General features: G+C 55.6%; 20 protein-coding genes. 17 read left to right on the forward strand and 3 right to left on the reverse strand.

What is annotated here, in order from left to right; genetic code table 11:
* From D3H35_RS15185 to prfB, 3 genes are all read left to right on the forward strand, one after another.
* Entirely contained in the window at positions 1-732 is a 732-nt protein-coding gene (locus tag D3H35_RS15185; RefSeq protein ID WP_119150137.1) for a superoxide dismutase family protein, read from the forward strand.
* 226 nt (positions 733-958) lie between these two features.
* On the forward strand, positions 959-3469 hold the full coding sequence (secA, locus tag D3H35_RS15190; protein ID WP_119150138.1) for a preprotein translocase subunit SecA: 2511 nt from the start codon (positions 959-961) through the stop codon (positions 3467-3469).
* 34 nt (positions 3470-3503) lie between these two features.
* A protein-coding gene (gene prfB / locus D3H35_RS15195) for a peptide chain release factor 2 (protein WP_119150139.1) occupies positions 3504-4623 on the forward strand; the annotation gives its coding sequence in 2 pieces (ribosomal slippage) (positions 3504-3581 and positions 3583-4623; 1119 coding nt in all).
* A gap of 104 nt (positions 4624-4727) precedes the next feature.
* On the opposite strand, the gene D3H35_RS30800 is transcribed toward prfB, so the two are convergent.
* Positions 4728-4871 (reverse strand): hypothetical protein, encoded by a 144-nt coding sequence (locus D3H35_RS30800; protein ID WP_158594130.1) that lies wholly within the window; start codon positions 4869-4871, stop codon positions 4728-4730.
* Positions 4872-4985: 114 nt separating this feature from the next.
* Between D3H35_RS30800 and D3H35_RS15200 the strand changes: the two genes are divergently transcribed.
* From D3H35_RS15200 to D3H35_RS15250, 11 genes are all read left to right on the forward strand, one after another.
* Positions 4986-5867: a YitT family protein gene (locus D3H35_RS15200; RefSeq protein ID WP_119150140.1), complete on the forward strand. Its 882-nt coding sequence runs from the start codon at positions 4986-4988 to the stop codon at positions 5865-5867.
* A gap of 151 nt (positions 5868-6018) precedes the next feature.
* Positions 6019-7071 carry an N-acetyl-gamma-glutamyl-phosphate reductase gene (gene argC, locus D3H35_RS15205; protein ID WP_119150141.1) on the forward strand — a complete coding sequence of 351 codons (1053 nt, stop codon included), beginning with the start codon at positions 6019-6021 and terminating at the stop codon, positions 7069-7071.
* A 28-nt stretch (positions 7072-7099) separates the two neighbouring features.
* Positions 7100-8323 (forward strand): bifunctional glutamate N-acetyltransferase/amino-acid acetyltransferase ArgJ, encoded by a 1224-nt coding sequence (gene argJ, locus D3H35_RS15210; protein ID WP_119150142.1) that lies wholly within the window; start codon positions 7100-7102, stop codon positions 8321-8323.
* Positions 8324-8339: 16 nt separating this feature from the next.
* Positions 8340-9125 (forward strand): acetylglutamate kinase, encoded by a 786-nt coding sequence (gene argB, locus D3H35_RS15215; RefSeq protein ID WP_119150143.1) that lies wholly within the window; start codon positions 8340-8342, stop codon positions 9123-9125.
* Positions 9126-9466: 341 nt separating this feature from the next.
* A complete protein-coding gene (locus tag D3H35_RS15220; RefSeq protein ID WP_119150144.1) occupies positions 9467-10651 on the forward strand; it encodes an acetylornithine transaminase in 1185 nt (394 codons plus the stop codon).
* Between the two features lie 83 nt (positions 10652-10734).
* On the forward strand, positions 10735-11703 hold the full coding sequence (gene argF, locus D3H35_RS15225) for an ornithine carbamoyltransferase (RefSeq protein WP_119150145.1): 969 nt from the start codon (positions 10735-10737) through the stop codon (positions 11701-11703).
* Between the two features lie 78 nt (positions 11704-11781).
* On the forward strand, positions 11782-13020 hold the full coding sequence (locus tag D3H35_RS15230; RefSeq protein WP_119150146.1) for an argininosuccinate synthase: 1239 nt from the start codon (positions 11782-11784) through the stop codon (positions 13018-13020).
* Positions 13021-13151: 131 nt separating this feature from the next.
* Complete coding sequence (argH, locus tag D3H35_RS15235; RefSeq protein WP_119150147.1) at positions 13152-14567, forward strand: argininosuccinate lyase; 1416 nt, start codon at positions 13152-13154, stop codon at positions 14565-14567.
* A gap of 317 nt (positions 14568-14884) precedes the next feature.
* Positions 14885-15487 carry a TetR/AcrR family transcriptional regulator gene (locus D3H35_RS15240; RefSeq protein ID WP_119150148.1) on the forward strand — a complete coding sequence of 201 codons (603 nt, stop codon included), beginning with the start codon at positions 14885-14887 and terminating at the stop codon, positions 15485-15487.
* A gap of 225 nt (positions 15488-15712) precedes the next feature.
* Positions 15713-18127, forward strand: coding sequence for an MMPL family transporter (locus D3H35_RS15245; RefSeq protein WP_119150149.1), 2415 nt, complete (start codon positions 15713-15715; stop codon positions 18125-18127).
* Positions 18128-18342: 215 nt separating this feature from the next.
* A complete protein-coding gene (locus D3H35_RS15250; protein WP_119150150.1) occupies positions 18343-19026 on the forward strand; it encodes a hypothetical protein in 684 nt (227 codons plus the stop codon).
* A 1180-nt stretch (positions 19027-20206) separates the two neighbouring features.
* Here the strand turns inward: D3H35_RS15250 and D3H35_RS15260 are convergent.
* Both D3H35_RS15260 and D3H35_RS15265 read right to left on the reverse strand, forming a co-directional pair.
* Positions 20207-20830: a VanW family protein gene (locus D3H35_RS15260; RefSeq protein ID WP_147355855.1), complete on the reverse strand. Its 624-nt coding sequence runs from the start codon at positions 20828-20830 to the stop codon at positions 20207-20209.
* A complete protein-coding gene (locus D3H35_RS15265; protein WP_147355856.1) occupies positions 20827-21642 on the reverse strand; it encodes a VanW family protein in 816 nt (271 codons plus the stop codon). Before D3H35_RS15265 ends, D3H35_RS15260 begins: the two co-directional genes overlap by 4 nt.
* A gap of 257 nt (positions 21643-21899) precedes the next feature.
* Between D3H35_RS15265 and ftsE the strand changes: the two genes are divergently transcribed.
* From ftsE to D3H35_RS15280, 3 genes are read left to right on the forward strand one after another with little or no spacing between them, the layout of a single operon-like run.
* Positions 21900-22586 (forward strand): cell division ATP-binding protein FtsE, encoded by a 687-nt coding sequence (ftsE, locus tag D3H35_RS15270; protein ID WP_119151171.1) that lies wholly within the window; start codon positions 21900-21902, stop codon positions 22584-22586.
* Complete coding sequence (ftsX, locus tag D3H35_RS15275) at positions 22576-23490, forward strand: permease-like cell division protein FtsX (protein ID WP_119150154.1); 915 nt, start codon at positions 22576-22578, stop codon at positions 23488-23490. The genes ftsE and ftsX overlap by 11 nt, the downstream gene beginning before the upstream one ends.
* Before the next feature lie 23 nt (positions 23491-23513).
* A complete protein-coding gene (locus tag D3H35_RS15280) occupies positions 23514-24773 on the forward strand; it encodes a murein hydrolase activator EnvC family protein (protein ID WP_119150155.1) in 1260 nt (419 codons plus the stop codon).
* Positions 24774-24879 lie beyond the last annotated feature (106 nt).

Raw genomic sequence — 24879 nt, forward strand, 5'->3', positions numbered from 1 at the left:
ATGAAAAGAAAAATCGATTTTTTCCAAGTGACGGCAGCTTTCTTGTGCGGATCGGTGTTTTTCTCCGGCATCGCGCTGGCTCAGACGAAGGGCTCGATTTCCGTATCTCCGAGCAAGCTGCGGTTTCTCGTTCAAGGAACGGACCGCTCCTCCTCCGACGGGCAATTCGCCAACAACGGCGTTGCCGTTCCGGAATCGCTTCAATACAAAGGCACGACATACGTCCCGATCCGGCTGGCCGCCAATCTTATCGAGACGCCCGTCTACTGGGACGGCGAGACCCGGTCGGTATGGATCGGGGAAGCGGAGGTTCGGATCGTGAACGGCGCGGGCGCGGTAATCGGGGAGGCGAAGCTTTCCGAGCAGGAAGGCGGCGTCCATGTCCATCTGACGGCGTCGCAGCTGTCGCCGGGCAAGCACGGACTGCATTTGCACGAGAAAAATTTCGAGAACAATGATTTCAAGACGGCGGGCGGACATTACAATCCGACGGGCAAAAAGCACGGCCATAACAATCCGGAAGGACACCATGCGGGCGATTTCGCCAACCTGGAAGCGGGAGCGGACGGCACGGCGCACGCGGAATTTGTTATTGAGGGCATGACGCTGGAAAAAGGAAAAGAGAACTCCGTCTGGGGCAGATCCCTGCTCGTGCACGCAACCGAGGACGACGGCAAGACGGACCCTTCCGGCAACTCCGGGGATCGGGTCGCCGGAGGCAACATCCGATAGCTTGCTATAAGGCCCTTCCGGCGCTGTCGGAGGAGTCGACAAATCGAACACGAAGACGGCGCCGTTCCCGAGGACGGCGCCGTCTTCGTTGTCTGCTGGCGAGGCTTGCTTTTTTTGGCATGCCCGAAGAGCGGGGACGAGCGTCTCCTTTCCTTGCCGCACTCCCTTCAAACTGTTAAAATGATGAGATACTGCTATACCCGCGTATATGAGAGAGGGGTAGACCATGCTCGGACTGGTTAAGAAGATATTCGGCGACGCCAACGAAAGAGAAGTCAAACGTCTATCGAAAACGGTTGAACAAATCAATGCACTGGAGCCGCAAATTTCGCCGCTCAGCGACGAACAGCTCCGTGCCAAAACGGAAGAATTCCGCGCACGCCTAGAGAAAGGCGAAGATCTGGACGATCTTCTCCCCGAAGCGTTCGCCGTCGTGCGCGAAGCATCGAAGCGCGTGCTGGGCAAGCGCCATTACGACGTCCAACTGCTCGGAGCCATGGTGCTTCACAGCGGCAAAATCGCGGAGATGAAAACCGGCGAAGGTAAAACGCTGGTCGGAACGCTTTCCGTCTATTTGAACGCACTGGCAAGCAAAGGCGTTCACGTCGTCACCGTCAATGATTACTTGGCGCTGCGCGACAGCCAGGAGATGGGCCGAATTTACGAATTCCTGGGCATGACCGTCGGCTGCAACATGCACGGCTTGTCTCACGAGGAGAAGCAGCAGGCTTACGCCTGCGATATCACTTACGGAACGAACAACGAATACGGGTTCGATTATTTGCGCGACAACATGGTTCTGTACAAGGAACAGATGGTCCAGCGCCCGCTATACTATGCCATCATCGACGAAGTAGACTCCATTCTGGTCGACGAAGCGCGTACGCCGCTTATTATTTCCGGACAAGCGCAGAAGTCGACGGAGCTTTATTTTGCCGCCGACCGTTTCGTCAGCAAGCTGAGAGACGTCGAGGATTTTACGATTGACGTTAAGATGCGCAGCATCACATTGACCGAGCAAGGGGTCAATAAGACGGAAAAAGCGTTCAATATCGACAACTTGTATTCGCACGAGCATGTCCTGCTCAATCACCACGTCAACCAAGCGCTTCGCGCGCGTTATATCATGAAGCGCGACGTCGATTACGTCGTGCAGGATGAAGAAGTTATTATCGTCGACGAATTCACGGGCCGTCTCATGGCGGGCCGCCGTTACAGCGACGGTCTCCACCAGGCGATCGAGGCGAAGGAAGAGCTCAAGGTTCAGAACGAGAGCATGACGCTGGCAACGATTACGTTCCAGAACTACTTCCGGATGTACCGCAAGCTGGCGGGGATGACCGGTACGGCCAAGACGGAGGAAGAGGAGTTCAAGCGGATTTACGGGCTTGAAGTCGTCCAGGTTCCGACCAACCGTCCGAACATTCGCCAAGACATTCCCGATATCGTCTACAAGAGCGAGAACGGCAAGTACAAAGCGGTCGTCGAGGAAATCGTGGAACGCCATAAGACCGGACAGCCCGTCCTCGTCGGTACGGTATCCATCGAGAACTCCGAGCGCATCTCCGATATGCTCAAGAAGAAAGGCATTCAGCACAAGGTTCTGAACGCGAAGTATCACGCCGAAGAGGCCGAGATCATTTCCCGCGCCGGTCAGCATAACGCGGTTACGATTGCCACCAACATGGCGGGCCGCGGTACCGACATCCTTCTGGGCGAAAGCGTGCCTGGCGTCGGCGGCTTGCATATTATCGGTACGGAGCGGCACGAAAGCCGCCGGATCGACAATCAGCTCCGCGGTCGTGCCGGCCGTCAAGGAGACCCGGGCTCCTCGCAATTCTACCTCTCCATGGAGGACGAATTGATGCGGCGTTTTGGAGCCGACAATATTATGGGCATGATGGAGCGTCTCGGCTTCGACGAGAACTCCCCGATCGAGAGCCGTCTCATTACCCGTGCCATCGAATCGGCCCAGAAGCGCGTAGAAGGCAGCAACTTCGACGCTCGCCGCGTCGTTTTGCAGTACGATGACGTCATCAACCTGCAACGGGAGAAAATTTACGGCGATCGGCGCCAAATTCTGTTCTCCGACAATATCCGCGAGGTCGTTGTCGGAATGATCAAATCCGTCGTTACTCGGGCCGTAGAGAGCCACTGTTCAAGCGAAGACGTTCCGGAAGACTGGGATCTGGACGGCCTTCTCACCTACGCCCATGCCAACTTCTTGCCGGAAGACCGGCTAACGAAGGACGATCTATGGGGCAAAGAGAAGGAAGACATGATCGAGATGCTCATGGAGCGCATCGGTCAGCTGTACGACGAGCGGGAAGAAAGCATCGGCTCCGATACGATGCGCGAATTCGAGAAGGTCGTCGTTCTCCGCGCCGTAGACAGCAAGTGGATGGATCATATCGACGCGATGGATCAGCTTCGCCAAGGTATCCATCTTCGCGCGTACGGCGGCAACGATCCGCTTCGCGAATATCAATTCGAAGGCCATAATATGTTCCTCGGCATGATCGAGCGGATCGAGGAAGAAATTACGCTCTATATCATGAAGGCTCAAGTCGAGAGCAACCTGAAGCGCGAAGCGGTCGCCGAAGGCCAGGCCGTGGACACGAAAGCCGAAGAGGGCAAACGTCCGGCCAAGCGCGAAGAGCAGCGAATCGGACGGAACGATCCGTGCCCATGCGGCAGCGGCAAGAAATACAAAATGTGTCATGGCAGCATAGACTAATCTGCATACGACTTATTGACGAGGTGATCGTTTCATGTCCGTCCTAGACGTGACCTTTAAGCAAGATCTTCGCGAGACTGCGAAGCGGCTTCAGCCACTCAGGGGGTCTCTTTGACTTAGATCTGAAGCTGGAGCAGATCGCGAACTTCGAAGAGAAGATGAGCGCGCCCGATTTTTGGAACGACAACGAGAAGGCGCAAGGAGTTATTTCCGAGCTTAACGGGATTAAATCCGTCGTCGACCAGTACTTGAAGCTGGAGAACGAATGCAGGGATCTCGAGGACATGATCGAAATTCTCGAGGACGAGTCGGACGAGGAAATGGCGGCCGACTGGTCGGACAGCGTGACTGCGCTGAAGGCGGCCGTCGATTCGTTCGAGCTGCAACTTCTGCTAAGCGAGCCCTATGACAAGAACAACGCGATTCTTGAGCTTCATCCGGGAGCCGGCGGCACGGAGTCGCAGGATTGGGGCCAGATGCTTTATCGGATGTACACCCGTTGGGCGGAGAAGCGCGGCTTCAAGGTCGAGCTGCTCGACTTCCTGCCCGGCGACGAAGCCGGCATCAAGAGCGTCACGATCATGGTCAAAGGGCACAACGCCTATGGATATCTGAAAGCGGAGAAGGGCGTACACCGTCTCGTTCGTATTTCGCCGTTCGACTCGTCCGGCCGACGACATACGTCGTTCGTCTCCTGCGACGTCGTTCCTGAAATTACGGACGACGTGCAGATCGATATTCGTTCCGAAGACTTGAGAGTCGACACGTACCGCTCCAGCGGCGCCGGAGGCCAGCACGTCAACAAGACGGAATCGGCCATTCGAATCACGCATATTCCGACCGGAATCGTTTGCGCATGCCAAACCGAGCGATCGCAAATTCAGAACCGGGATCGTGCGATGAAGATGCTCGCTTCCAAGCTTTACGAGCTGAAGATCCAGGAGCAGAAGAACGAGCTTGCTTCCATTCGCGGCGAGCAGATGGAAATCGCATGGGGAAGTCAAATTCGGTCCTACGTGTTCCATCCGTACAGCATGGTCAAGGATCATCGGACGCAGGTGGAAACCGGCAACGTGGGCGCTGTGATGGACGGCGATATCGATCCCTTCATCGACGGCTATCTGCGAAGCCAGATCAAGCAAGAGGTGCAGTAAGGCATAAACGAAGTCCGCATTGGTCGATCGATATCGATTAGGCTGCGGGCTTCGTTTTTTTTGCATCGTCGAGGTTGCCGAATTGGACTCGGCGGCTCCGGCTCTTAACGGAAGGATCTCGTCCAGATCGCGGCAGCGATAGCAGCGACGGCCAGGATGGCGGAACCGATTCTCACCCATAAATCGATCTTTCGAAAAATCCTCATGTCCTGCGTCTCGTTTCGCTCTTTTCGTTCTCCGGTATCCATGGGAGCCTCCTCGAATTAGGTACCATGCATACTATTCTTGGAGAGGTCCAACACTGACAACCGAACCGATATTTCTTTCACGGACACGATCTCACACAAGGGGCAATTGACATCATGAGCAAGAACAATCGCCGGCAACCGCGTTTTTCTCCATCGGTCCGCCGTTTCGCATCTATCGTATCGCTTCTTCTCGGTTCTTTTTTGATCGCGGCCAGCTTTAACTTGTTCCTGGTTCCGAACAGTATCGCATCCGGAGGAGTGTCCGGGATATCGATCATCGTGAACTCGGTAACGGATGTCCCTCCCGCTTACATTCAATGGGCGCTTAACATACCGGTATTTATTGCCGGGATTTTCATACTGGGGCGGTCGTTCGGCGTGAAAACGGCGATCGGCTCCATTGTGCTGCCCTTGTTCGTGCTGCTTACCGCGCATTGGACGCCGCCTACGCATAATCCGCTTCTTGCCGCCATTTATGGCGGTCTCGGCGTCGGACTGGGGCTGGGACTCGTGTTTCGCGGACAGGGGTCGACGGGCGGGCTCGATACCGTTGCCCAAATGATTCGCCGATGGACCGGAATCAGGCTCGGTCTTGCCGTCGCTTTGCTGGATGGCCTCGTGATTTTTACGGCAGGCTTGCTCATATCCCCCGAAAAAGCGTTGTACGCTCTCATCGGCCTGTTCGTCACAAGCAAAACGATCGATATCGTCCAAGTCGGACTCAATACGTCCAAAGCCGCATTCATCGTTTCCTCCGAGCCGGAACGGGTATCCGCGGCGATTCTTCACGATCTGGATCGCGGCTTGACGAAGCTGCAAGGGCAAGGGGGCTACACGGGGCAATCCCGTCCGGTTCTCCTGGTCGTCGTCGGTCAGAGCGAGGTTGCGAAGCTGAAAGCGCTCGTCCGGGAAGTCGATCCCGATGCCTTCGTCATCATTAGCGACACGACCGAGGTGCTGGGTGAAGGCTTTCATGATCCAAGGTTGCATAAATAATACATCGAGTGTATAATAATTCATTATCCGGCAGGATGCCGAATCCTGGTCCGGTCTTCTTTCTTTCCGAGACTCGATGGGTTACAATTGAGGGTGGTTTTGCCATTGTTTCATACCCTTCGTAATTCTTTTATGCATGGAGGAATTTTAGATGAATACACCCAAGCTGCGCGCGGCGATCGTAGGATCGACCGGCTACGGCGGCGTAGAACTGATCCGTCTACTCGCATCTCATCCGTACGTTGACGTCACTTCCGTCATTTCGTCCTCCAGCGCGGGGTCTCCGATTGCGGAAGGCTTTCCGCATTTGACGGAAATCCGCGCCGACAAGCTCGACGACGTCGATCCGGCCCTTGTGAGCGAGAAAGCCGACGTCGTGTTTTTGGCTACTCCTCACGGCGTAAGCATGAAGCTCGCTCCGCAGTACTTGGAGGCGGGGCTTAAGGTTATCGATTTGTCCGGAGACTTCCGGTTGAAAAACATCGAAGAATACCGCCAGTGGTATAAACACGAGCCGGCTTCCCAAGCCGATGTTGACCGCGCGGTCTACGGCATGTGCGAAATTTTCGGGGACGAAGTGGAGGGTCAATCGTTCATTTCCAATCCCGGCTGCTTCGTTACTTCCGCCGTGCTTGCTCTATATCCAGCCGTCAAAGCGGGTTGGATCGATCCGGACAGCATCATTATCGACGCGAAGACGGGCGTATCCGGCGCGGGTCGGGGCTTGAATCTCAGCTCTCATTTTTCCGAAATCAACGAAAATTTCAAAGCTTACAAAATAAACAAGCACCAGCATACGCCCGAGATCGAACAGTCGCTCGCGCGCGCTGCGGGCCGTCCCGTCGCCGTGACCTTCACGACTCACCTCGTGCCGATGACAAGGGGAATTATGTCGACGATTTACGCCTCGCAGCAAGAGCGGCGGTCTGCCGCCGATTTCGTGGAGCTGTATCGCCAGTTCTATGAAGGCAGGAAGTTCGTGCGGATTCGTCCGAACGGGCAATGGCCGGCGACGAAGGAAGTGTGGGGCTCGAACTATTGCGACATCGGCTTCAACGTCGACGAGCGTACGGGACGGGTTACAGTCATTTCGGTCATCGACAATCTGGTCAAGGGCGCGGCAGGTCAAGCCATTCAGAATTTGAATCTGGTTATGGGCTGGGACGAAACGCTCGGTCTCCAGTTCACCCCGGTCTATCCTTAATTTAGCGTGAGAGGAACGACGAACGATAATGGGAAATTATGAAGTAGTGCCGGAAGGCGGCATCACGCTGCCCAGAGGCTTCAAAGCCGGAGGGCTGCACTGCGGACTGAAAAAAACGGAACGTCACGATCTCGGCGTCATTCTGTGCGATGTTCCGGCTGCGTCTGCCGGCGTTTATACGACGAATTTGTTCCAAGCGGCGCCGCTGCTTGTAACCCGCGAAGCGCTTGGGGAAGGCGGCGTTCTGCGCGCGGTTATCGTGAACAGCGGCAATGCCAACGCCTGTACCGGCGAGCAGGGCGAAGCCGATGCGCGCACGATGCAAGCCAAGCTTGCGGAAGCGCTCGGAGTGCCGGCCGATCAAGTAGCGGTAGCTTCGACTGGCGTGATCGGCGAGCTGTTGAAGATGGACCGGGTCGTCTCGGGCATCGAGAAGCTGCCGGGCCGATTGCGCGATGACGCGCAAGGCTCCGAAGATTTTTGCCAGGCGATATTGACGACCGATCTGGTCAAGAAGACGTCTTGCGTCAAGCTGACGGTCGACGGTCAGGAGGTAACAATCTCCGGCGCATCCAAGGGCTCGGGCATGATTCATCCGAACATGGCGACGATGCTCGGCTTCGTGACGACGGATGCGAAGATCGGAGCGCCTTTGCTGCAGGAGCTGCTGCGCGAGGTGACCGACGTCACGTTCAACATGATTACGGTAGACGGAGATACGAGCACCAACGACATGCTCGTAGCTATGGCGAGCGGGCTTGCCGAGAACGAGGAGCTGACGAGAAGCCATCCTTCGTTCGCGGCGTTCGCGGACGGCTTGCGCCATGTGTGCGAAGACTTGGCGAAAGCGATCGCCCGCGACGGCGAAGGGGCGACCAAGCTGATCGAGACGCGCGTCGTCGGCGCAAGCTCGGACGATGCCGCCCGCGCAATTGCGAAGACGGTCATCGGATCGAGTCTGGTCAAATCGGCGGCGTTCGGAGCCGACGCCAACTGGGGGCGCATCATTGCCGCCGTCGGCCGTGCGGGTGTCGAAGTGAACGTAGGCACGGTCGATATTCGGCTGGGCGACATTTCCGTTCTGGAGCAATCCCGCCCTGTCGCGTTCGACGAGGCGGTTGCGCTTGAATACTTAAAGGGCGATACGGTAATGATCCACGTCGACCTCAACATGGGAAGCGGCCAAGCGATCGCTTGGGGCTGCGATCTGACGTACGATTACGTGCGGATCAACGCGGCTTACCGGACATAAGGAGCGAACGCAGCCGATGAACCGATTTGTTATGAAATGCGGGGGCAGCACGCTTGCCGCGCTGCCGGACGCTTTTTTTCAGGATTTGCGCGAGCTGCAGGAGAGCGGCATTCAGCCGGTTATCGTACATGGCGGCGGGCCGGCGATTAACGAGACTCTCGGCAAGCTTGGCATTGAGAGCCGATTTTTGAATGGGCTGCGCGTAACCGACGAGGCGACGCTGGACGTTGTCGAGATGGTGCTGGCCGGTCGGATCAACAAGGAGATCGTGCGCAAGCTGCAGCAGAACGGAGCCGTATCGATCGGCCTGTCCGGCACGGACGGACGGCTGATCGAGGCGCAGCCCGTCGCTAACGCCGACGAAGTCGGCCTGGTCGGCGACGTGACGGGTGTGAACGCCGAGCTGATCGAAGGCATCGTGGCGCTGGGTTATTTGCCCGTTATTGCGCCTATCGGCATCGACGCCTCCGGCCAACGGTACAACATCAACGCCGATACGGCAGCCGGCGCGGTCGCCTCGTATCTTGGCGTCGACACGATGATCGTCGTTACCGACGTCCCCGGCATTATGCGCACCGTGAACGGCGAGAAGGTCGTGCTGCCGCAAGTGACGTTCGCCGACATCGAAGAGATGATCGCGAGCGGCGAAATCTACGGCGGCATGATCCCGAAGGTTCGCGCCGCCATGAGCTGCCTGCATGGCAACGTGCGCGAGGTGCTCATCGTCGACGGCAGCGCGCCGCGCGTCCTGAGCCGCGCCGTCCGCGAAGGCGGCATCGGCACCCGCATCCTGCGGGGGTAAGCGTGCGGCTGGCGCGTCGGCTTCTTGCCGGCAACCCCGGCAACCCCGGCAACCCCGGCGGTGAACGCACGAACTGTATTTTATACAGCTAATTAGTCTTTAACGACCATAATTAACGATATAGATGCATTTCATACAGCTAATACAAGCACCAAAGCACGTTTGTGCGACGAAGGCCGAAAATAGATGTATGTTTTACAGGTACCGCGTTAATGGAATCGATAGTACGAAGAATAACGGTACATTTTACAGCTATTTACTTAAGGGCCTTAACCGCACCAATAGCACCAATCGCCATTAACGCCAACGCCACCATCACCCAAACAAAGGAGAGATCGAATATGAGCGACAGCGCGCTGTTTCCTACTTATGCCCGTTTTCCCATCACTCTCGTGAAGGGCAAGGGAAGCCGTCTTTGGGACGATCAAGGCAAGGAATACCTCGACTTCGCGAGCGGCCTCGCAGTGACGAATCTGGGCCATGTGCCGGATGCGGTCAAGAATGCTCTTGTGAAGCAGCTCGACGAGCTGTGGCACATGTCCAACCTGTTCTCCAACCCGAATCAGGAGAAGGCCGCGCGCTTGCTCGCAGACAACAGCTGCGCCGACACCGTATTCTTCTGCAACAGCGGCGCCGAGGCGAACGAGGCGGCGATCAAGCTTGCCCGTCGTTACCACCAGAAGGTGCGCGGCGAAGAGCGTTATGAAGTTATCACCTTCACGCAATCGTTCCACGGGCGGACGCTTGCCACGCTTACCGCTACGGGCCAGGATAAAGTCAAGGAAGGCTTCCTTCCTCTGCCTGCGGGCTTCGTCCATGTTCCTTTGCATGACTTGAAGGCGCTGGAAGCTGCGGTGAATGATCGTACGGCAGCCGTCATGCTTGAGCTTGTTCAGGCGGAAGGCGGCGTTATTCCGGTCGATCCGGATTTTCTGCGCGAAGTGCGCAAGCTGTGCGACAAGCACGGCCTGCTGCTTATCCTCGACGAAATTCAGACCGGTATGGGACGTACCGGTAAGCTGTTCGCTCACCAGCATTACGACGTCGAGCCTGATGTCTTCACGCTTGCCAAAGGAATCGCCAGCGGCTTCCCCGTCGGCGCGATGCTGGCGAAGGAGAAATTCGTCCCGGCCTTTACGGCGGGCTCGCACGCGACGACCTTCGGAGGCACTCCGATCGCTATGGCAGCCGTCATTGCCACGATCGAAACGATGCTGAAGGAGAACGCTCCGCAGAAAGCGGCGGAGGCGGGCGACTACTTGACGGCGCAGCTGCGCGCCAGTCTGCAAGACGTGCCGGGCGTCATCGAAGTGCGCGGCAAAGGGCTGCTGATCGGAATTCTCTGCGACGCTCCGGTCTCCGAGCAAATCGGCGAGCTTCACCGCAGAGGGCTGCTGGTCGTTCCGGCCGGCCCGAACGTTATCCGCCTGCTGCCGAATTTGCTCGTCACCCATGAAGAAATCGACGCCGCGGTTTCGCTGATTGCCGCCGTCCTGACGGAAAAAGCGGCCGCCAAGCAAGCATAAGCATCAAAGACGCCAACCCTAATCGTTACGCTAAGCACCTAAGCAATCATAGAAAGTTCAAGAAAGATGAAGGAGGGATTGCCATGCCAACGCAACCCGCTGCCGCTAGCCGGGAAGAAATCGCGGCTGCTTTAAAAGGACGCGATTTTCTAGGGCTCGTTGACTACAAGCCGGAGGAAATTCGGTATTTGATCGATCTCGCCATCGAGCTGAAGCATAAGCAAAAAGCCGGCGAAGTTTACCAGCCGTTGAAAGGCAAGACGCTCGGCATGATTTTCGAGAAGTCGTCGACTCGCACGCGCATATCGTTCGAAGTCGGCATGTTCCAGCTTGGCGGTCATGCGCTGTTCCTAAGCCGCAACGACATCCAGATGGGGCGCGGCGAACCGATCCGCGACACGGCGCAAGTCTTGTCCCGCTACCTCGACGGAATGATTATTCGCACATTCGGACATATGAACGTGGTGGAGCTTGCGCGCGCTTCGACGATTCCGGTTATCAACGCCTTGTCCGACCAGTCGCATCCGTGCCAGGCATTGGCCGATTACCAGACGGTGCTCGAGCACAAAGGACGGCTGGAGGGTCTCAAAGTCGCCTACATCGGCGACGGCAACAACATGGCTCATTCCCTTATGATGGGCGCGGCCAAGCTGGGCATGCATTTTGCCAGCGCAACGCCTGCCGGATACGAGCCCGATGCGGGCATTATCAAGATTTCGAAGGAAGCCGCAGCCGAGACGGGCGGCCGCATCGATGTTCTGCTCGATCCGCGCGAGGCGATCGAGAATGCCGACATCGTCTACACCGACGTATGGGCAAGCATGGGCTTCGAGGAAGAGCAGAAAGAGCGCGAAAAAGCGTTCAAAAACTACCAGGTTAACGAAGCTCTTACCCAATATGCAAAATCCGATTACTTGTTCCTCCACTGTCTCCCCGCGCACCGCGGCGAAGAAGTGAGCGAAGGGGTCATCGACGGGCCTCATTCCATTATTTTCGATGAAGCCGAGAACCGCCTCCATGCGCAAAAAGCGATCATGGCAGCGATTATGTAACGAATAACGAGGACGTTATGGAACGTTCCTCTCCGGCGTCGCGCCGGACCATTTTCCCGAAAGAAGGTCTCCACCCACATGGCTAAAGAAAAAATCGTACTCGCATACTCCGGCGGTCTCGACACCTCCGTCATCCTGACGTGGCTCAAAGAAACGTATGACGCCGAAATTATTACCTTCACCGCCGATATCGGACAGAAGGACGAACTGGACGGTCTCGAGGAAAAAGCGATCAAGACCGGCGCATCCAAAGTGTACATCGACGATCTTCGCGCCGAATTCGCCAAAGATTTCATCTATCCGATGTTTCAAGCAGGCGCTCTCTACGAAGGCCAATACTTGCTCGGCACGAGCATCGCGCGTCCGCTGATCGCGAAGCGCATGGTCGAAATCGCGCTGGCCGAAGGCGCTACTGCCATCGCACACGGCGCCACGGGCAAAGGGAACGACCAAGTCCGCTTCGAGCTGACGGCGGCGGCTCTCGCGCCGGACATCAAAGTAATTGCGCCATGGCGCGACGAAGCGTTCCGCGAAGCGTTCCCGGGCCGCGCGGAAATGATCGCTTACGCCGAGAAGCACAATATTCCGGTTCAAGCCTCGGCCTCGAAGCCTTATTCGACGGACCGCAACTTGCTCCACATCAGCTTCGAGAGCGGCATGCTGGAAGATCCGTGGTTCGACTCGAGTGCGGCGGACGTGGAAGACATGTACGTACTGAGCGTATCGCCGGAAAAAGCTCCGGACCAAGGCGAATACGTAGAGCTTGATTTCGAAGCCGGCAACTGCGTAGCCGTTAACGGCAACAAGCTCAGCCCGCTGGAAGTCATGGAGCTGCTCAACGAGCTCGGCGGCAAGCACGGCGTCGGACGCGTCGACATGGTGGAGAATCGCTTCGTCGGCATGAAGAGCCGCGGCGTCTATGAGACTCCGGGCGGCAGCATTCTTTTCACCGCTCACCGCAAGATGGAATCTCTGACGATGGATCGCGACGTTATGCATCTTCGCGACTCCCTCATTTCCAAATACGCTTCGCTCGTCTACAACGGTTTCTGGTTCGCTCCCGAACGTCTGGCCATCCAGGCGCTCGTGAACGAGAGCCAGAAGAACGTCACCGGCACCGTCCGGCTGAAGCTGTACAAAGGGAACGTCATGGCAGCGGGCTTGAAAAGCCCGGTCAGCCTGTACAATCCGCACATCGCCACGATGGAAGCGGACCCTACTCAAGCGTACGATCAAGGCGACGCTACCGGCTTTATCCGCCTGAATGCGCTGCGTCTGAAAGTATCTTCCGGCGTTACCGGCGCATCCGGCATTTAATCGATAAAGACAAAAGGGAACCCGTCGCGAAGCCTGCCAAACCATCCCCCGTTCATGCGGGGCTATGCGGGAGGCACCTTCGCCGGGCTCCCCTTTTGCCGTTTTTGAAGACAGAGAGGGGTTAGCGTTCAATGAGCAAGCTATGGGGCGGACGGTTTACGAAAAAAACCGATCAGCTAGTGGAAGAATATACGGCATCGATCACATTCGACAAGGAGCTCGCGGAGGAAGATATCCAAGGCAGCCTCGCTCACGTCACGATGCTCGGTCATTGCGGCATTCTGCCTGCGGAGGACGTCGAGAAAATCAAGGATGGGCTCTTGAAAGTGCGGCAGCGTATTTTGCGGGGGGAACACGAGTTTCTCGTCGCCGATGAAGACATTCATATGAGCGTTGAAAAAGCTTTGATCGAGGAAATCGGGCCGGTCGGAGGCAAGCTGCATACGGGACGGAGCCGCAACGATCAAGTGGCGACCGACATGCATCTTTACTTGCGCAAGCGCGTCGTCGAATTCGTCGAATTGCTGCACAAGCTGCAAACGGCACTGATCGGTCAGGCGAAGGCGAATCTGGACACGATTTTGCCGGGCTATACTCATCTTCAACGGGCGCAGCCGATATTGTTCGCGCATCATTTGATGGCGTACGTGTCCATGTTCGGACGCGACATCGAGCGTCTTCAAGACAGCTACAAGCGCATCGATATTCTGCCGCTCGGAGCCGGCGCGCTTGCCGGTACGACGTTTGCGATCGACCGTCTGTATACGGCGAAGCAGCTTAACTTCGGCAGAGTGTACGAGAACAGTCTCGACGCCGTCAGCGACCGCGATTTCATCGTCGAGTTTCTGTCGGGCGCCGCATTGGTTATGACTCATCTGTCGCGTCTATCCGAAGAGCTGATCCTCTGGTCGAGTACGGAGTTCCAGTTCGTCGAGCTGGACGACGCGTTCTGCACCGGCTCGAGCATTATGCCGCAGAAGAAAAACCCGGACGTTCCGGAGCTCGTTCGCGGCAAGACCGGACGCGTATACGGCAACCTGATCGGCCTGCTCACGGTGCTCAAGTCGCTTCCGCTTGCCTATAACAAGGACATGCAGGAAGACAAAGAGGGCATGTTCGATACGGTGAAGACGCTTCAAGGAGCGTTGCAGCTGTTCGCGCCGATGATCGAGACGATGAAGGTTCGCACCGACAAGATGCGCCGCGCGGTCGATCAGGACTTCTCGAACGCGACGGACATTGCCGACTTCCTCGCCGCGAAGGGACTTCCTTTCCGTCAAGCCCATGAGGTCATTGGCAAAACCGTTCTCTACTGCATTCAGCAAAATAAATTCCTTCTCGACCTGAAGCTGGACGAGTTCAAGCAATTTTCCGCGTTGTTCGACGATACCATCTATCAGGTTCTTCAACCGGAGAGCGTCGTCAATGCCCGCAACGTTTACGGCGGAACCGCGACCGCGCAAGTATCCGCCGCCATCGAGCGTGCGGACGCCGAGCTTTCCCGCACCTCCGAGTGGATTGCGGAGTACGAAGCGAAGAGCCGCTAAACAAGCGTTTGCCGCAAAGGTTTACCGTAGAAACGAAACGGTATAACTGAGCAGCAGCGTAACTAAGCAGGGTCTAAATTAAGCAAGGCCTTAATTCATAGCGGCACAGTGTCAAATCCGTATATCGCCATGATGGCATTTCGGATGATGGCATATCGCCATGACTGCATGTCGCCATACCTGAAATCCCGCCCTCGCCTGCCGATGGGCGGGATTTTGCATGCGGCGCTCATTTTCCATTACACCCGCTTGCGCGACGCTTCCTTTCATGCTAATATTTGTTTGAACGTTCATTCAATCGGTAGGAGGCAGTTAGGATGAAGGGCGAAGACAACAAGCGGGAGAAGATAATCGAAGCCGCCTATCAACTGCTGGCCGAAGGGGGCTACGATCAGTCGTCAACCAAGGAGATTGCCAAGAGAGCCGGCGTTGCCCAAGGGCTGATCAATTATTATTTCCAGAGTAAATCGCTGCTTCTCGCGGAAGTGGCGCGCAGGGAAACAATTCGATATTGCGAAAGCTTCGACGATATGACATCGTTTTACGGCAAGCCTGTGAATGCGGAATTGATCCGGCAATTGCTCATGCTCTCGAAGAATAGGGCGATGGACAATCCGGACTGGTTCCGACTGAGATACGAGCTCGCTGCTATCGGTCTTCGCGAAGGCGAGGCATCCGGGCTGTTAAAGGAAACGATGGACGTGAAGCGGGCTCATCTTGCGAGGCTTGTCGAGGAAGTCGGGCGGTTGCCCACGGAGCTTTCCAAACCGCTGAGTTCCATACTGTTGTCCGTGTTCGAGGGAGTCGGCTTGCAGAAGCTCGCGGACCCAAGCTTCGACATGGACGGAGCTTACGCCATGCTTGGCGACATGCTGGCCGTCTATTTCGAGTCGCTGCAATCCAAAAGCGGCGGATCGTAAGACCCGCCGTTGGATCTCCTTATACTCATCTGATGACGATGCATAGCTTCTTCGACGTCCGGAGGACTCCGAAGGCGCTTTTTGCTTGACGATATGAATTGTTTGAATGTACAACCAATACTAGCGCGCATCGAGAGTGCTCGTTGGCTGCAATGCGGCGCTAAATTTTAAATATTTATTGTTTGAACGAGCAATCAAAAACATAGATAAGGATAGGTGGAGAAAATGAAACTGCACGACATGCTTGGGAAATGGGGGCGTTTCGTCTACCGAGCCCGAATAGTTATCGTAGCTCTGTGGATCATACTGTTCGTGCTGGGTGCTTCCGTGTTTGGCAAATTGCCCGCGATTCTTAGCGGCGGCGGATGGGAAATTACCGGCGCCACCTCGACCATTGCCAACGAAAAGCTTGCTTCCGGCTTCGAAGGTCGGTCCGCAAGCTCGCTCACGCTCGTTCTGCGCGACGCTCAGCATAAAGCGGGAACGGCTGCTTACAACGACAAGCTGCGCCAAGTCGTCGAGCGTTTGAAGACGGAGGAAGGCGTGACGGACGTATTCAGCATTCTGGACGCATCCGATTCCGTTCGGGGAGGTCTGATCGGCGACGATCCGTACGTTAGTACGGCCATCGTCGACATGAATATTGAATTCGACTACTTGATCAATCAAATCAATGAGTATCAGGATAGAGTGGCCGAGCAGGCCAAATCGCTCGGAGTGGAGGCGTATCTCGTCGGGACGGCGGCCTTCCAGGGAGAGAACAGCGCCCAAAGCCAGGAAGGGCTCGCCAAAGCCGAAATGATCGTATTTCCTCTAATCATCGTAATTTTGCTGCTCGTCTTCCGGTCCTTTGTAGCGATGCTTACGCCTTTGCTTGTGACGATAGCGTCGGTCATTGTCGCGATGGGAGTCATTTATGCGGCCGCCACTCAGACGGAGCTGTCCGTATTCGTTACGAACGCGGCCATGATGCTGGGGCTGGGCGTCGGGATCGACTATTCCTTGTTCATCGTCAGCCGCTTCAAGCAGGAGCTGGAACGGGATAACACAGCGGGAGCGCTGGCCAAGACATTGGCGACGGCAGGGCATACCGTATTATTTTCGGCCATTACCGTAATTGCGGCGTTGTCGGCTTTGTTCGTCGTGCCGATGCCGGTTATTCGCGCGATCGCGTTCGGCGGAATCGCCGTCGTCTTCATCGCGGGATTGGCCAGCCTAAGTCTTCTTCCCGCTGTATTGGGCATGCTCGGAGCGCGTATCAACAAGGGGAGAATACCGTTCTTGAACCGCCCTCGGCAAGCGGGCACTGTCAGCGGCTGGAGACGTTGGACGAATGCGATCATGCGCCGTCCGGCGCTCTTCCTGATCGTAACGCTCGGTGCGCTTTTCGTAGCGGCGATTCCCGCAGTCGGCATGAAGCTGTACTCTCCGGATATCAGGATGCTGCCGGCTGAGACGGGCGTTCGCCAAGGCTTCACCGTGCTGGAAAAATCATTCGGAGTTGGCTCGACGAGCCCGCTAACGATCGTGCTTGATCAGGCAGAAGGGTCCTGGGCCGCGCCGGAGGCGTTGAAGCGGCTTGCAGCGCTTCAGGCGGAGCTGGAGAAGCACGATCACGTCTTGAAGGTGACTTCGTTCGCTTCCATGTTCCAAGGCATGACGCCGGAAGCCGCATCGCAACTGCTCCAAGCCAATGACGGAGCCGCTCTTCCCGGAGACGTCAAATGGATGATTTCCCGCTATTTGAGCGGGGACGGACATAAAGCGATCGTCGAAGTCGAGATGGATCAGTACGGCTCGAGCGATGCGGCGCGCGAGGTCGCCAAGCAGTTCCACGATAAGCTGCTTCCTTCGTTCGATTTGCCTGCGGGAACCACTTATTCGATCGGCGGGGAAACGATGTCGGGCATGGATACGTCGAACGCAATCAAAGACAGCTTGCTGCCGGCGCTTGGCGTGATGCTCATCCTTATTTTCGTAATTCTCGTCCTGACGTTCCGAAGTATTCTGCTTCCGCTGAAAGCCATCGTCATGAACCTGTTCTCCGTCGCGGCCACATTCGGCATCCTTGTGTTCGTATTCGCGAACGGGCACGGCTCCGAGCTGTTCGGAGTAGAGTCGAACGGCTACATCATTCATTTTGTTCCGGTGCTTCTCCTCGCGCTGTTGTTCGGCTTAAGCACGGACTACGAAGTTTTTCTGGTTAGCCGCATCAAAGAGGAGTACGATCGTACCGGCAAAAACGAAGAGAGCATCGCGGAAGGCATGGAGAAGACGGGACCGCTTATTACGGGTGCGGGAGTGCTCATGTTCGCCGTCTTTGCCGGGTTCGCGTTTTCCGGCGTGCTGCCGATCCAGATGCTTGGCTTCGGCATGGCAATTGCGATTGCAATCGACGCTACCGTCATCCGTCTGCTGCTCGTACCCGTCGCGATGAAGCTGCTCGGCCGGTCAAATTGGTGGTTCCCCGGACGGAAGACGGCGGCTTATGCGGGTAACGGATACGACGCAGTCGCCCCGGTTATACGTGTCTCGGCGGCACAATCGGCCGACGGTGTCGGCACCGATGGTCCCGGGTCCGGAGCACGCTCCTTGGTGGTTAATCCCGTTAAATCTTCGACCGACGTACCGCCACGGTAGAATAAAATCGGCTTGATTTGCATCTGCTCCGCGATTGAACTGGTAGGTTAAGATTACGCGGGGATGGCAAGGAATTTTCAAATAAGGATGCCGCTGGAAGTTTGCTTATCTACGTCGTATAATAACGCTCAAGAGACGAAGAACGTCCCGATCATCCCTTTAAGGGGTGGCCGGGGCGTTTTTTCGTTTTCTAGCGGATAAAGGGAGGGAAGCGCGTGACATTCGAGGAAGCTCATAAGGAGTTCATAGGCCGTCATCTTAATCTGCGCAAGGGAGAACGCAGGGGCAGGCTTGAGAGGGGACATAGGCACGGGGAAAGACTATTTTGTGAAAAAATCTGGTGGGAGCTTAAGGGCGGTTTCGATGACTTGCATCCGGAGTACGAGGTAACGGACTGGTGCGGAAAGTCATATTTTGCGGATTTCGCATACAAGGTGCCGGGGTGGAAAGTGACGCTGCTGTGGGAAATCAAAGGCTTCAACAGCCACGTGAAAGAGATGGATCGCAACAGGTTTTGCGGGGAATGCAGGCGGGAGCTGTATTTGGAAGCGCTTGGTTTTCACGTAATTTCTATCGCCTATGACGATGTCGAGAGTAATCCGGAGCTTATAATCGCCTTCATGCGAATGCTGTTGAGCCGGTACGAAACGAGGAAGGAGCCGGTTTTGCGGTCTTTTTTTGAGGAGAATGAGGTCATTAGGCTGGCTGCCGGTTTGGCGCGCCCGATAAGGCCCAAAGACGTGGAAGAGCATTTCGGGATTAATCATAGGACGGCTGTTCGGTTGTTGAAATCCCTTTGTACAAAAGGATGGCTGGTGCCGCTCATGCGCGGGACGGGGAATCGGAAGGTTCGGTACGAGCTGACTCGGGCCGGGATGGAGTCTATGTGGAGAAAGTAGCTGGCTAATGGATTGGGGGGGCGGCGGAAAAGTAGCGGGGAGCGGGGGAAGTTGAGAAAGTAGCTGAATGGTTTGTTCGGTCCAGCTAGTGTGGCTGCTCGGAGCTTGTGCGGAAAAAGCAGCTGTAGAAGGTACAATGCGGCTTGTTTGGCGCTTGTGAAGGAAAGCAACTGTAGAAGGGTACAGTGTGGCTTGTTCGGCGCTTGTGCGGAAAAAGCAGCTGTAAAGGTGCAGTGTGGCTTGTTCGGCGCTTGTGCGAGAAAAGCAGCTGTAAAGGTGCAGTGTGGCTTGTTCGGCACTTGTGCGGAAAAAGTAGCTGTAAAAGGTGCATTTAGTTTGTTTGGAGGGGCTAGTCGTGAGCAAATACAAGCGTTTCGTACAGCTAATAGGATGGATTTCCTCGTATGGGGCAATAAGCAGCCCAACTAAATGTACCTATTGCAGGTAAATATGCTTGCACGACGGTTCGTGGCTGAAATAACGGTATGTTCTACAGTTCGCGCTTCTCCGATGCTTCGTAAATTGGCGGAGGCGTGCATACTGGCTCCGAGATTAGCGATAGACTGGCAGGTGGATTGGAGAAAGCAGCTATGGTTAGTTCGGTCTAGTGTGGCTTGTTTGGCGCTTGTGAAGGAAAGCAGCTGTAGAAGGGTACAGTGTGGCTTGTTCGGAGCTTATGCGAGAAAAGCAGCTGTAGAAGGTACAATGTGGCTTGTTCGGAGCTTATGCGGGAAAAGCAGCTGTAAAAGGTGCATTTAGTTTGTTTGGAGGGGCTAGTCGGGAGCAAATACATGCGTTTCGTACAGCTAATAGGATGGATTTCCTCGTATGGGGCAATAAGCAGTCCAACTAAATGTACCTATTGCAGGTAAATATGCTTGCACGGCGGTTCGTGGCTGAAATAACGGTATGTTCTACAGTTTGTGCTTCTCCGTTGTTTCAGAAATTGGCGGTAAGAAGTCCCGTCCCGGATTCTAGTGGAATCCGGGACGGGCTGTGACGGTGGATCGCTATGTTCTCGGTCCTAGCCAACCTCCGCCTCCGGCTGCTGCCGCTTGCTGCCCAAGCCGGGCCTCCCGGCCTAGCACACACCCAAACGCACCTTCACACCGGCTCTACCGCACCTTCACCGGCTCTGCAGCGCCTTCACACCGGGCTCTACCGCACCTTCACACCGGCTCTACCGGGCCTTCATCCGCCGGAGCCGGTGCAGGCGAGGGAGCCGCGCCCCTTCCGGATGAAGCAGCGGGTCAGCGGGGTTCACCGCGACCAACTCCGCCTGCGCTTTGTAGGTGGAACGGTTCAGCTTCTTGCGCTCGACAAGCTTGCCGTCCACGTATTTGAGCCGATACGTGTCCACGACGTAGCCGGGCTCGCCTTTCTGAAGCGTGTCGCTGCTGCCCAGCGCCAGCTTCGAGTTGGCAACGTAAGTCACCTTGGGCGCCACTACCTTGATCTGCTCCGTTTCCGTCCGGTATACCACGTTGTCCGGCATCGTTCCGAACAGCTTGACCGTTAACCGTTTATCCTCGACGACGGTTCGAATCAGCAGTTGCTTTCCCGTCGAATTTCGGAATCTGAAATTAACGTACCCGTCGGCGAACGTCGCGTCCAGCCCCGGAGGCAAGTAATGGACGACGAGAGAATGATTGCGCCGTTCGACGACATCGAGCCCCGCTTCGAGAATGGCATTGTACAGCGTGCTCGACACTTGGCATATACCGCCGCCAATGCCAGGCGTCAGCTTGCCTTTGACGATAACGGGAGCTTCCTTCCAGCCATACTCCTTCTCGGCTTTGCTCACGATGTCGCCGTACTGGAACACATCCCCGGCATAAGCAGCGTGTCGTTCAACGCTTTGGCCGCCGCCGTCACGTTGTAAGACCTTCCCGCCGCGCTTGAAGTGAACGAAGTGGTGAATTCGGCGATTTTTCGCTCGATTCCCTCCTCCTTCAGCTTGGCGAGCGTAACGTTCGGCACGGTTTCGACGATCGGAAGCGGCAACGAGCGGGACAATAGTTTACTGCCGCCGACTGCGCCCTCCGATAGCGAGGTCGGCTGGAGCGCCTTAACGCTCTTCTTAAGCGCGGCCAGATCGAGCGCCGTCCCCGGCCTTTCCTCCGTATAGACGACTTCGTCCCGTTCGTTGATTGTCCTCGTCGCCTCAATCGGCTTTTCTCCGGAGAAGCCTCCCCAATAGCTCTCGATTTTTTTCTCAAGAACCTTGTCGTCCCATTGGACTTGGAAGCCATGATCCGCGGCCAACTCGTTATCCATACGAAGACGAGCCCGTTCCCACCACGAGGCGTCCCGGTACTTTTCAAGCTTGCCTATGAAATCCTCCGTCTCGATCTTCATTCCAAGCTCCTTCAACGAGCGGGCGTCCTTCATTCGTTCGCTTGAAGCGATCGTCACCTTGGTCCCCTCCAACTCTGCGATGCGAGCCTTCAATTGTCCGATCGCGTCCTCTGGCGATTGCTTGCCGACGGATAATCCGCCGACCGTGACGCCATCCGGCAGAGTATCGTCCGAGCCATAATAATAGACCGTTCCGATTCCGACTCCGGCGGCAAGAACGACTGTCGCGACCCCCGTCCACATCCAGCCTTTTTTCATTGGGAATCTCTCTCCGATCCAAATAAAATTCATTTCCATATTCTTCAAACGGTTAGACAGGGAAAGTCGCACAAATGTTTTGTACCCAAATTAAAAAATTCTTAAAATTTTCCTGCAAGTCTTGTCCCGCAACGGGTTTGGGATTCGACAAAGCCAGCGAAACCTTAGAAAACAGAGCGCATAACATCGACAAAGAGAGGATTTTATTGCATGATGTCGAAGTATCTAAAGTCCGAATTCTAACAGGAAGTGATACCGTGATAGAAATGCACGACATTTGGAAGACGTATCCCGACGGCACGGTTGCCCTTCAGGATATCAACGTCGTCATCGACCGCAACGAGTTCGTCTATGTGGTCGGACCGTCCGGAGCGGGTAAATCGACCTTCATGAAGCTCATTTACAGAGAAGAAGTTCCGACGAAAGGTCAGTTGTCCGTTAATGGATTTAATATAGGAAAGCTGAAGCATCGCAAGATTCCTTATGTAAGACGGAATATCGGGGTTATATTCCAGGATTATCGGCTGCTTCCTAAGCTTTCGATCTACGAAAATGTGGCTTTTGCGATGGAAGTCATCGAAGCGCCGCGCCGCTCGATTAAGCGGCGTACGATGGAGGTGCTCGATCTGGTCGGCTTGAAGCATAAAGCTCAGAGCTTGCCGGCGCAGCTATCGGGCGGCGAGCAGCAACGCGTAGCCATCGCTCGCGCCATCGTCAACAATCCCGCGGTCATCGTAGCGGACGAGCCTACCGGCAATCTCGATCCCGAGACGTCATGGGGCATCATGAAGCTCCTTGAGGAGATTAACTTCCGCGGAACGACAATCGTTATGGCTACCCATAACAGAGAAATCGTCAACTCGCTGCGCAAGAGGGTCATTGCAATCGAGAGAGGCACCATTGTTCGCGACCAGCAGAGAGGGGATTACGGCTATGATATTTAACTCCGTCGTCCGCCATTTGCGGGAAGGCGGCAAGAACGTAGCCCGTAACGGATGGATGTCGTTCGCCTCGATGAGCTCGATCGGCGTGTCCCTTTTTATTCTAGGCGTGTTCTTGTTGCTTGCTATTAACGTCAACAAGCTCGCCGATCAGATCGAGCAGCAGGTGCAGATTCGCGTTTACTTGAAGCTGGATACCGAGCAAGCAAAGATCGACGAGATCGAACGGCAAATCAAGAGAATCCCCGAGGTTAAAAGCGTGACTTTCGTGTCCAAGGAAGAAGGCCTGGAGCGACTGCGCAAAAACCTGGGGGACAACGGCAGCGCCCTCCAAGGGTACGAGGACGACAAGAACCCGCTTCCGGACGGCTTCGACGTCGAGGTGTTCAGTCCTCAGAAGATCGATTTCGCGGCTAAGCAGATCACGGCTCTTAACGGCAAGGATCCCGAGCAGTCGATATGGGACGTGAAGTACGGCGAAGAAACGGTCAAGAAGCTATTTAAAATTACGAACGCTGTGAGAAACATCGGCCTGGTTATCGTGCTTGGCTTGGCGGTCATGGCGATGTTCCTGATCTCGACGACGATCAAAATGACGATACTGGCCCGCCGCCGCGAAATTTCGATCATGAAAATGGTCGGAGCGACGAATAGCTTCATTCGCTGGCCTTTCTTTATCGAAGGCGTGTTGATCGGCATCATCGGTTCCGTTATTACGGTAGCGCTTTTACTTTATGGTTATGCTCGCATCGTTAGTACATCCAAGGTCGATATGGGGCTCATGATGATCGAGCTCTCGTCCGTCAATGAAGTGGCCTGGACGGTAGGAGGCACGATCGTCGGGATCGGCATCCTGCTCGGTGTATGGGGCAGCGTAATTTCTGTCCGCAAATATCTGAAGGTATAATTCCTTGGAGCAGGAGGACTGGCGTGAAAAAGAAGCTCATGTGGACGCTCGCCATGCTTATCGCCGTTACCGTGTTGGCGAGACCTTATGACGGGTATGCGAAGACGGAGTCGCAAAAGCTGGAAGACGAGATTAAGCAGCTGGAAAAGCAAATGAACGCGTTGGAAAGCTCCAAGAGGAAAGCGGAGAGGGACAAGAAAAAGGCTCAGAGCAGCAAGCAGAACGCTCAGAAGGAATCCGAAGCCGTCAGCTCCAAAAAGGAATTGACGCTGGCCGATATCGATCAGTTGAACGCCCAGATCGAGACGGCTACCGCGGAATTAATGGAGACGCAAGGAAATGTCGCGAACGCGGAGGAAGAGCTGCATAATATCGGCGTAGAGCTGGAAGAGACGACGAAGAAAAAGCTCGACCAGGACGAGCTGTTCCAGGACCGGATCAGGCTCTTGTACAAGGAAGGGGCAGTTTCTTACCTGGATGTGCTGCTCAGCTCGGTAAGCTTCAGCGATTTTCTTGAGCGGTACGACGCCGTTCAATCGATTATGCTGTACGACAAAGACATGCTTACGAAAATTCAGTCTTATGAAAAGCAGGTCGAGGAGCAGCAGGCGAAAAAGGACGAAGAGCTGGAGAACCTCAAGGACTTATATGCGCAGCGGGCGGATCAGGTTGCTTCTCTGGAGGACAAGGAGCAAGAGAAGGAAGTCATGATTGCGGCTTATAACAAGCAGCTTCAGGATAAAGCCCAGGTCATAGCCAAGTCGAACGAAATCATCGAGGAATCGGAAGAAATCAGCGAAGAGGCGGAGAGGAAGCTTACCGCATTCGCCAAGAAGATGTCCGCCCTCGAAGCGAAGAAAAATTCGATCAAGAACTACTACAAGGGCGGCAAGCTGGGAATGCCGTTACAGGCCAATTACAAGCTGTCCTCTCCGTTCGGATATCGGATTCACCCGATTACAGGCAAGAAGAAGCTGCACGCAGGCATGGATATGGCGGTTGCGCAAGGAACGCCTATTTACGCGGCGGAATCCGGAGTCGTCATCGTGGCGCAAGCGTGGAGCGGCTACGGAAACTGCGTCATCATCGACCACGGCGGCGGGCTTTGGACGCTGTACGGTCATATTAAAGCGAACGGAATTCTGGTCGAAAAAGGCCAAACCGTCAAACGCGGACAAAAAATCGCATTGGTCGGCTCGACCGGTCAATCGACGGGGCCGCATTTGCACTTCGAGGTTCGGAAAAACTCGGAACCGGTCAATCCTGCGCCTTATTTGAAATAAGCGCGCTCTTGAACAGCCGCCCTTCGTGCATTTGCGCAAGGTCGGCTGTTTTCTCGCGATGGACCTCATGCGGTACGGAAAAAGGGAATAAGGATAAGTTCGGACG

The organism is Cohnella faecalis (genome assembly GCF_003570905.1).
In the GTDB taxonomy this organism is placed as follows: Bacteria; Bacillota; Bacilli; order Paenibacillales; family Paenibacillaceae; genus Cohnella; species Cohnella faecalis.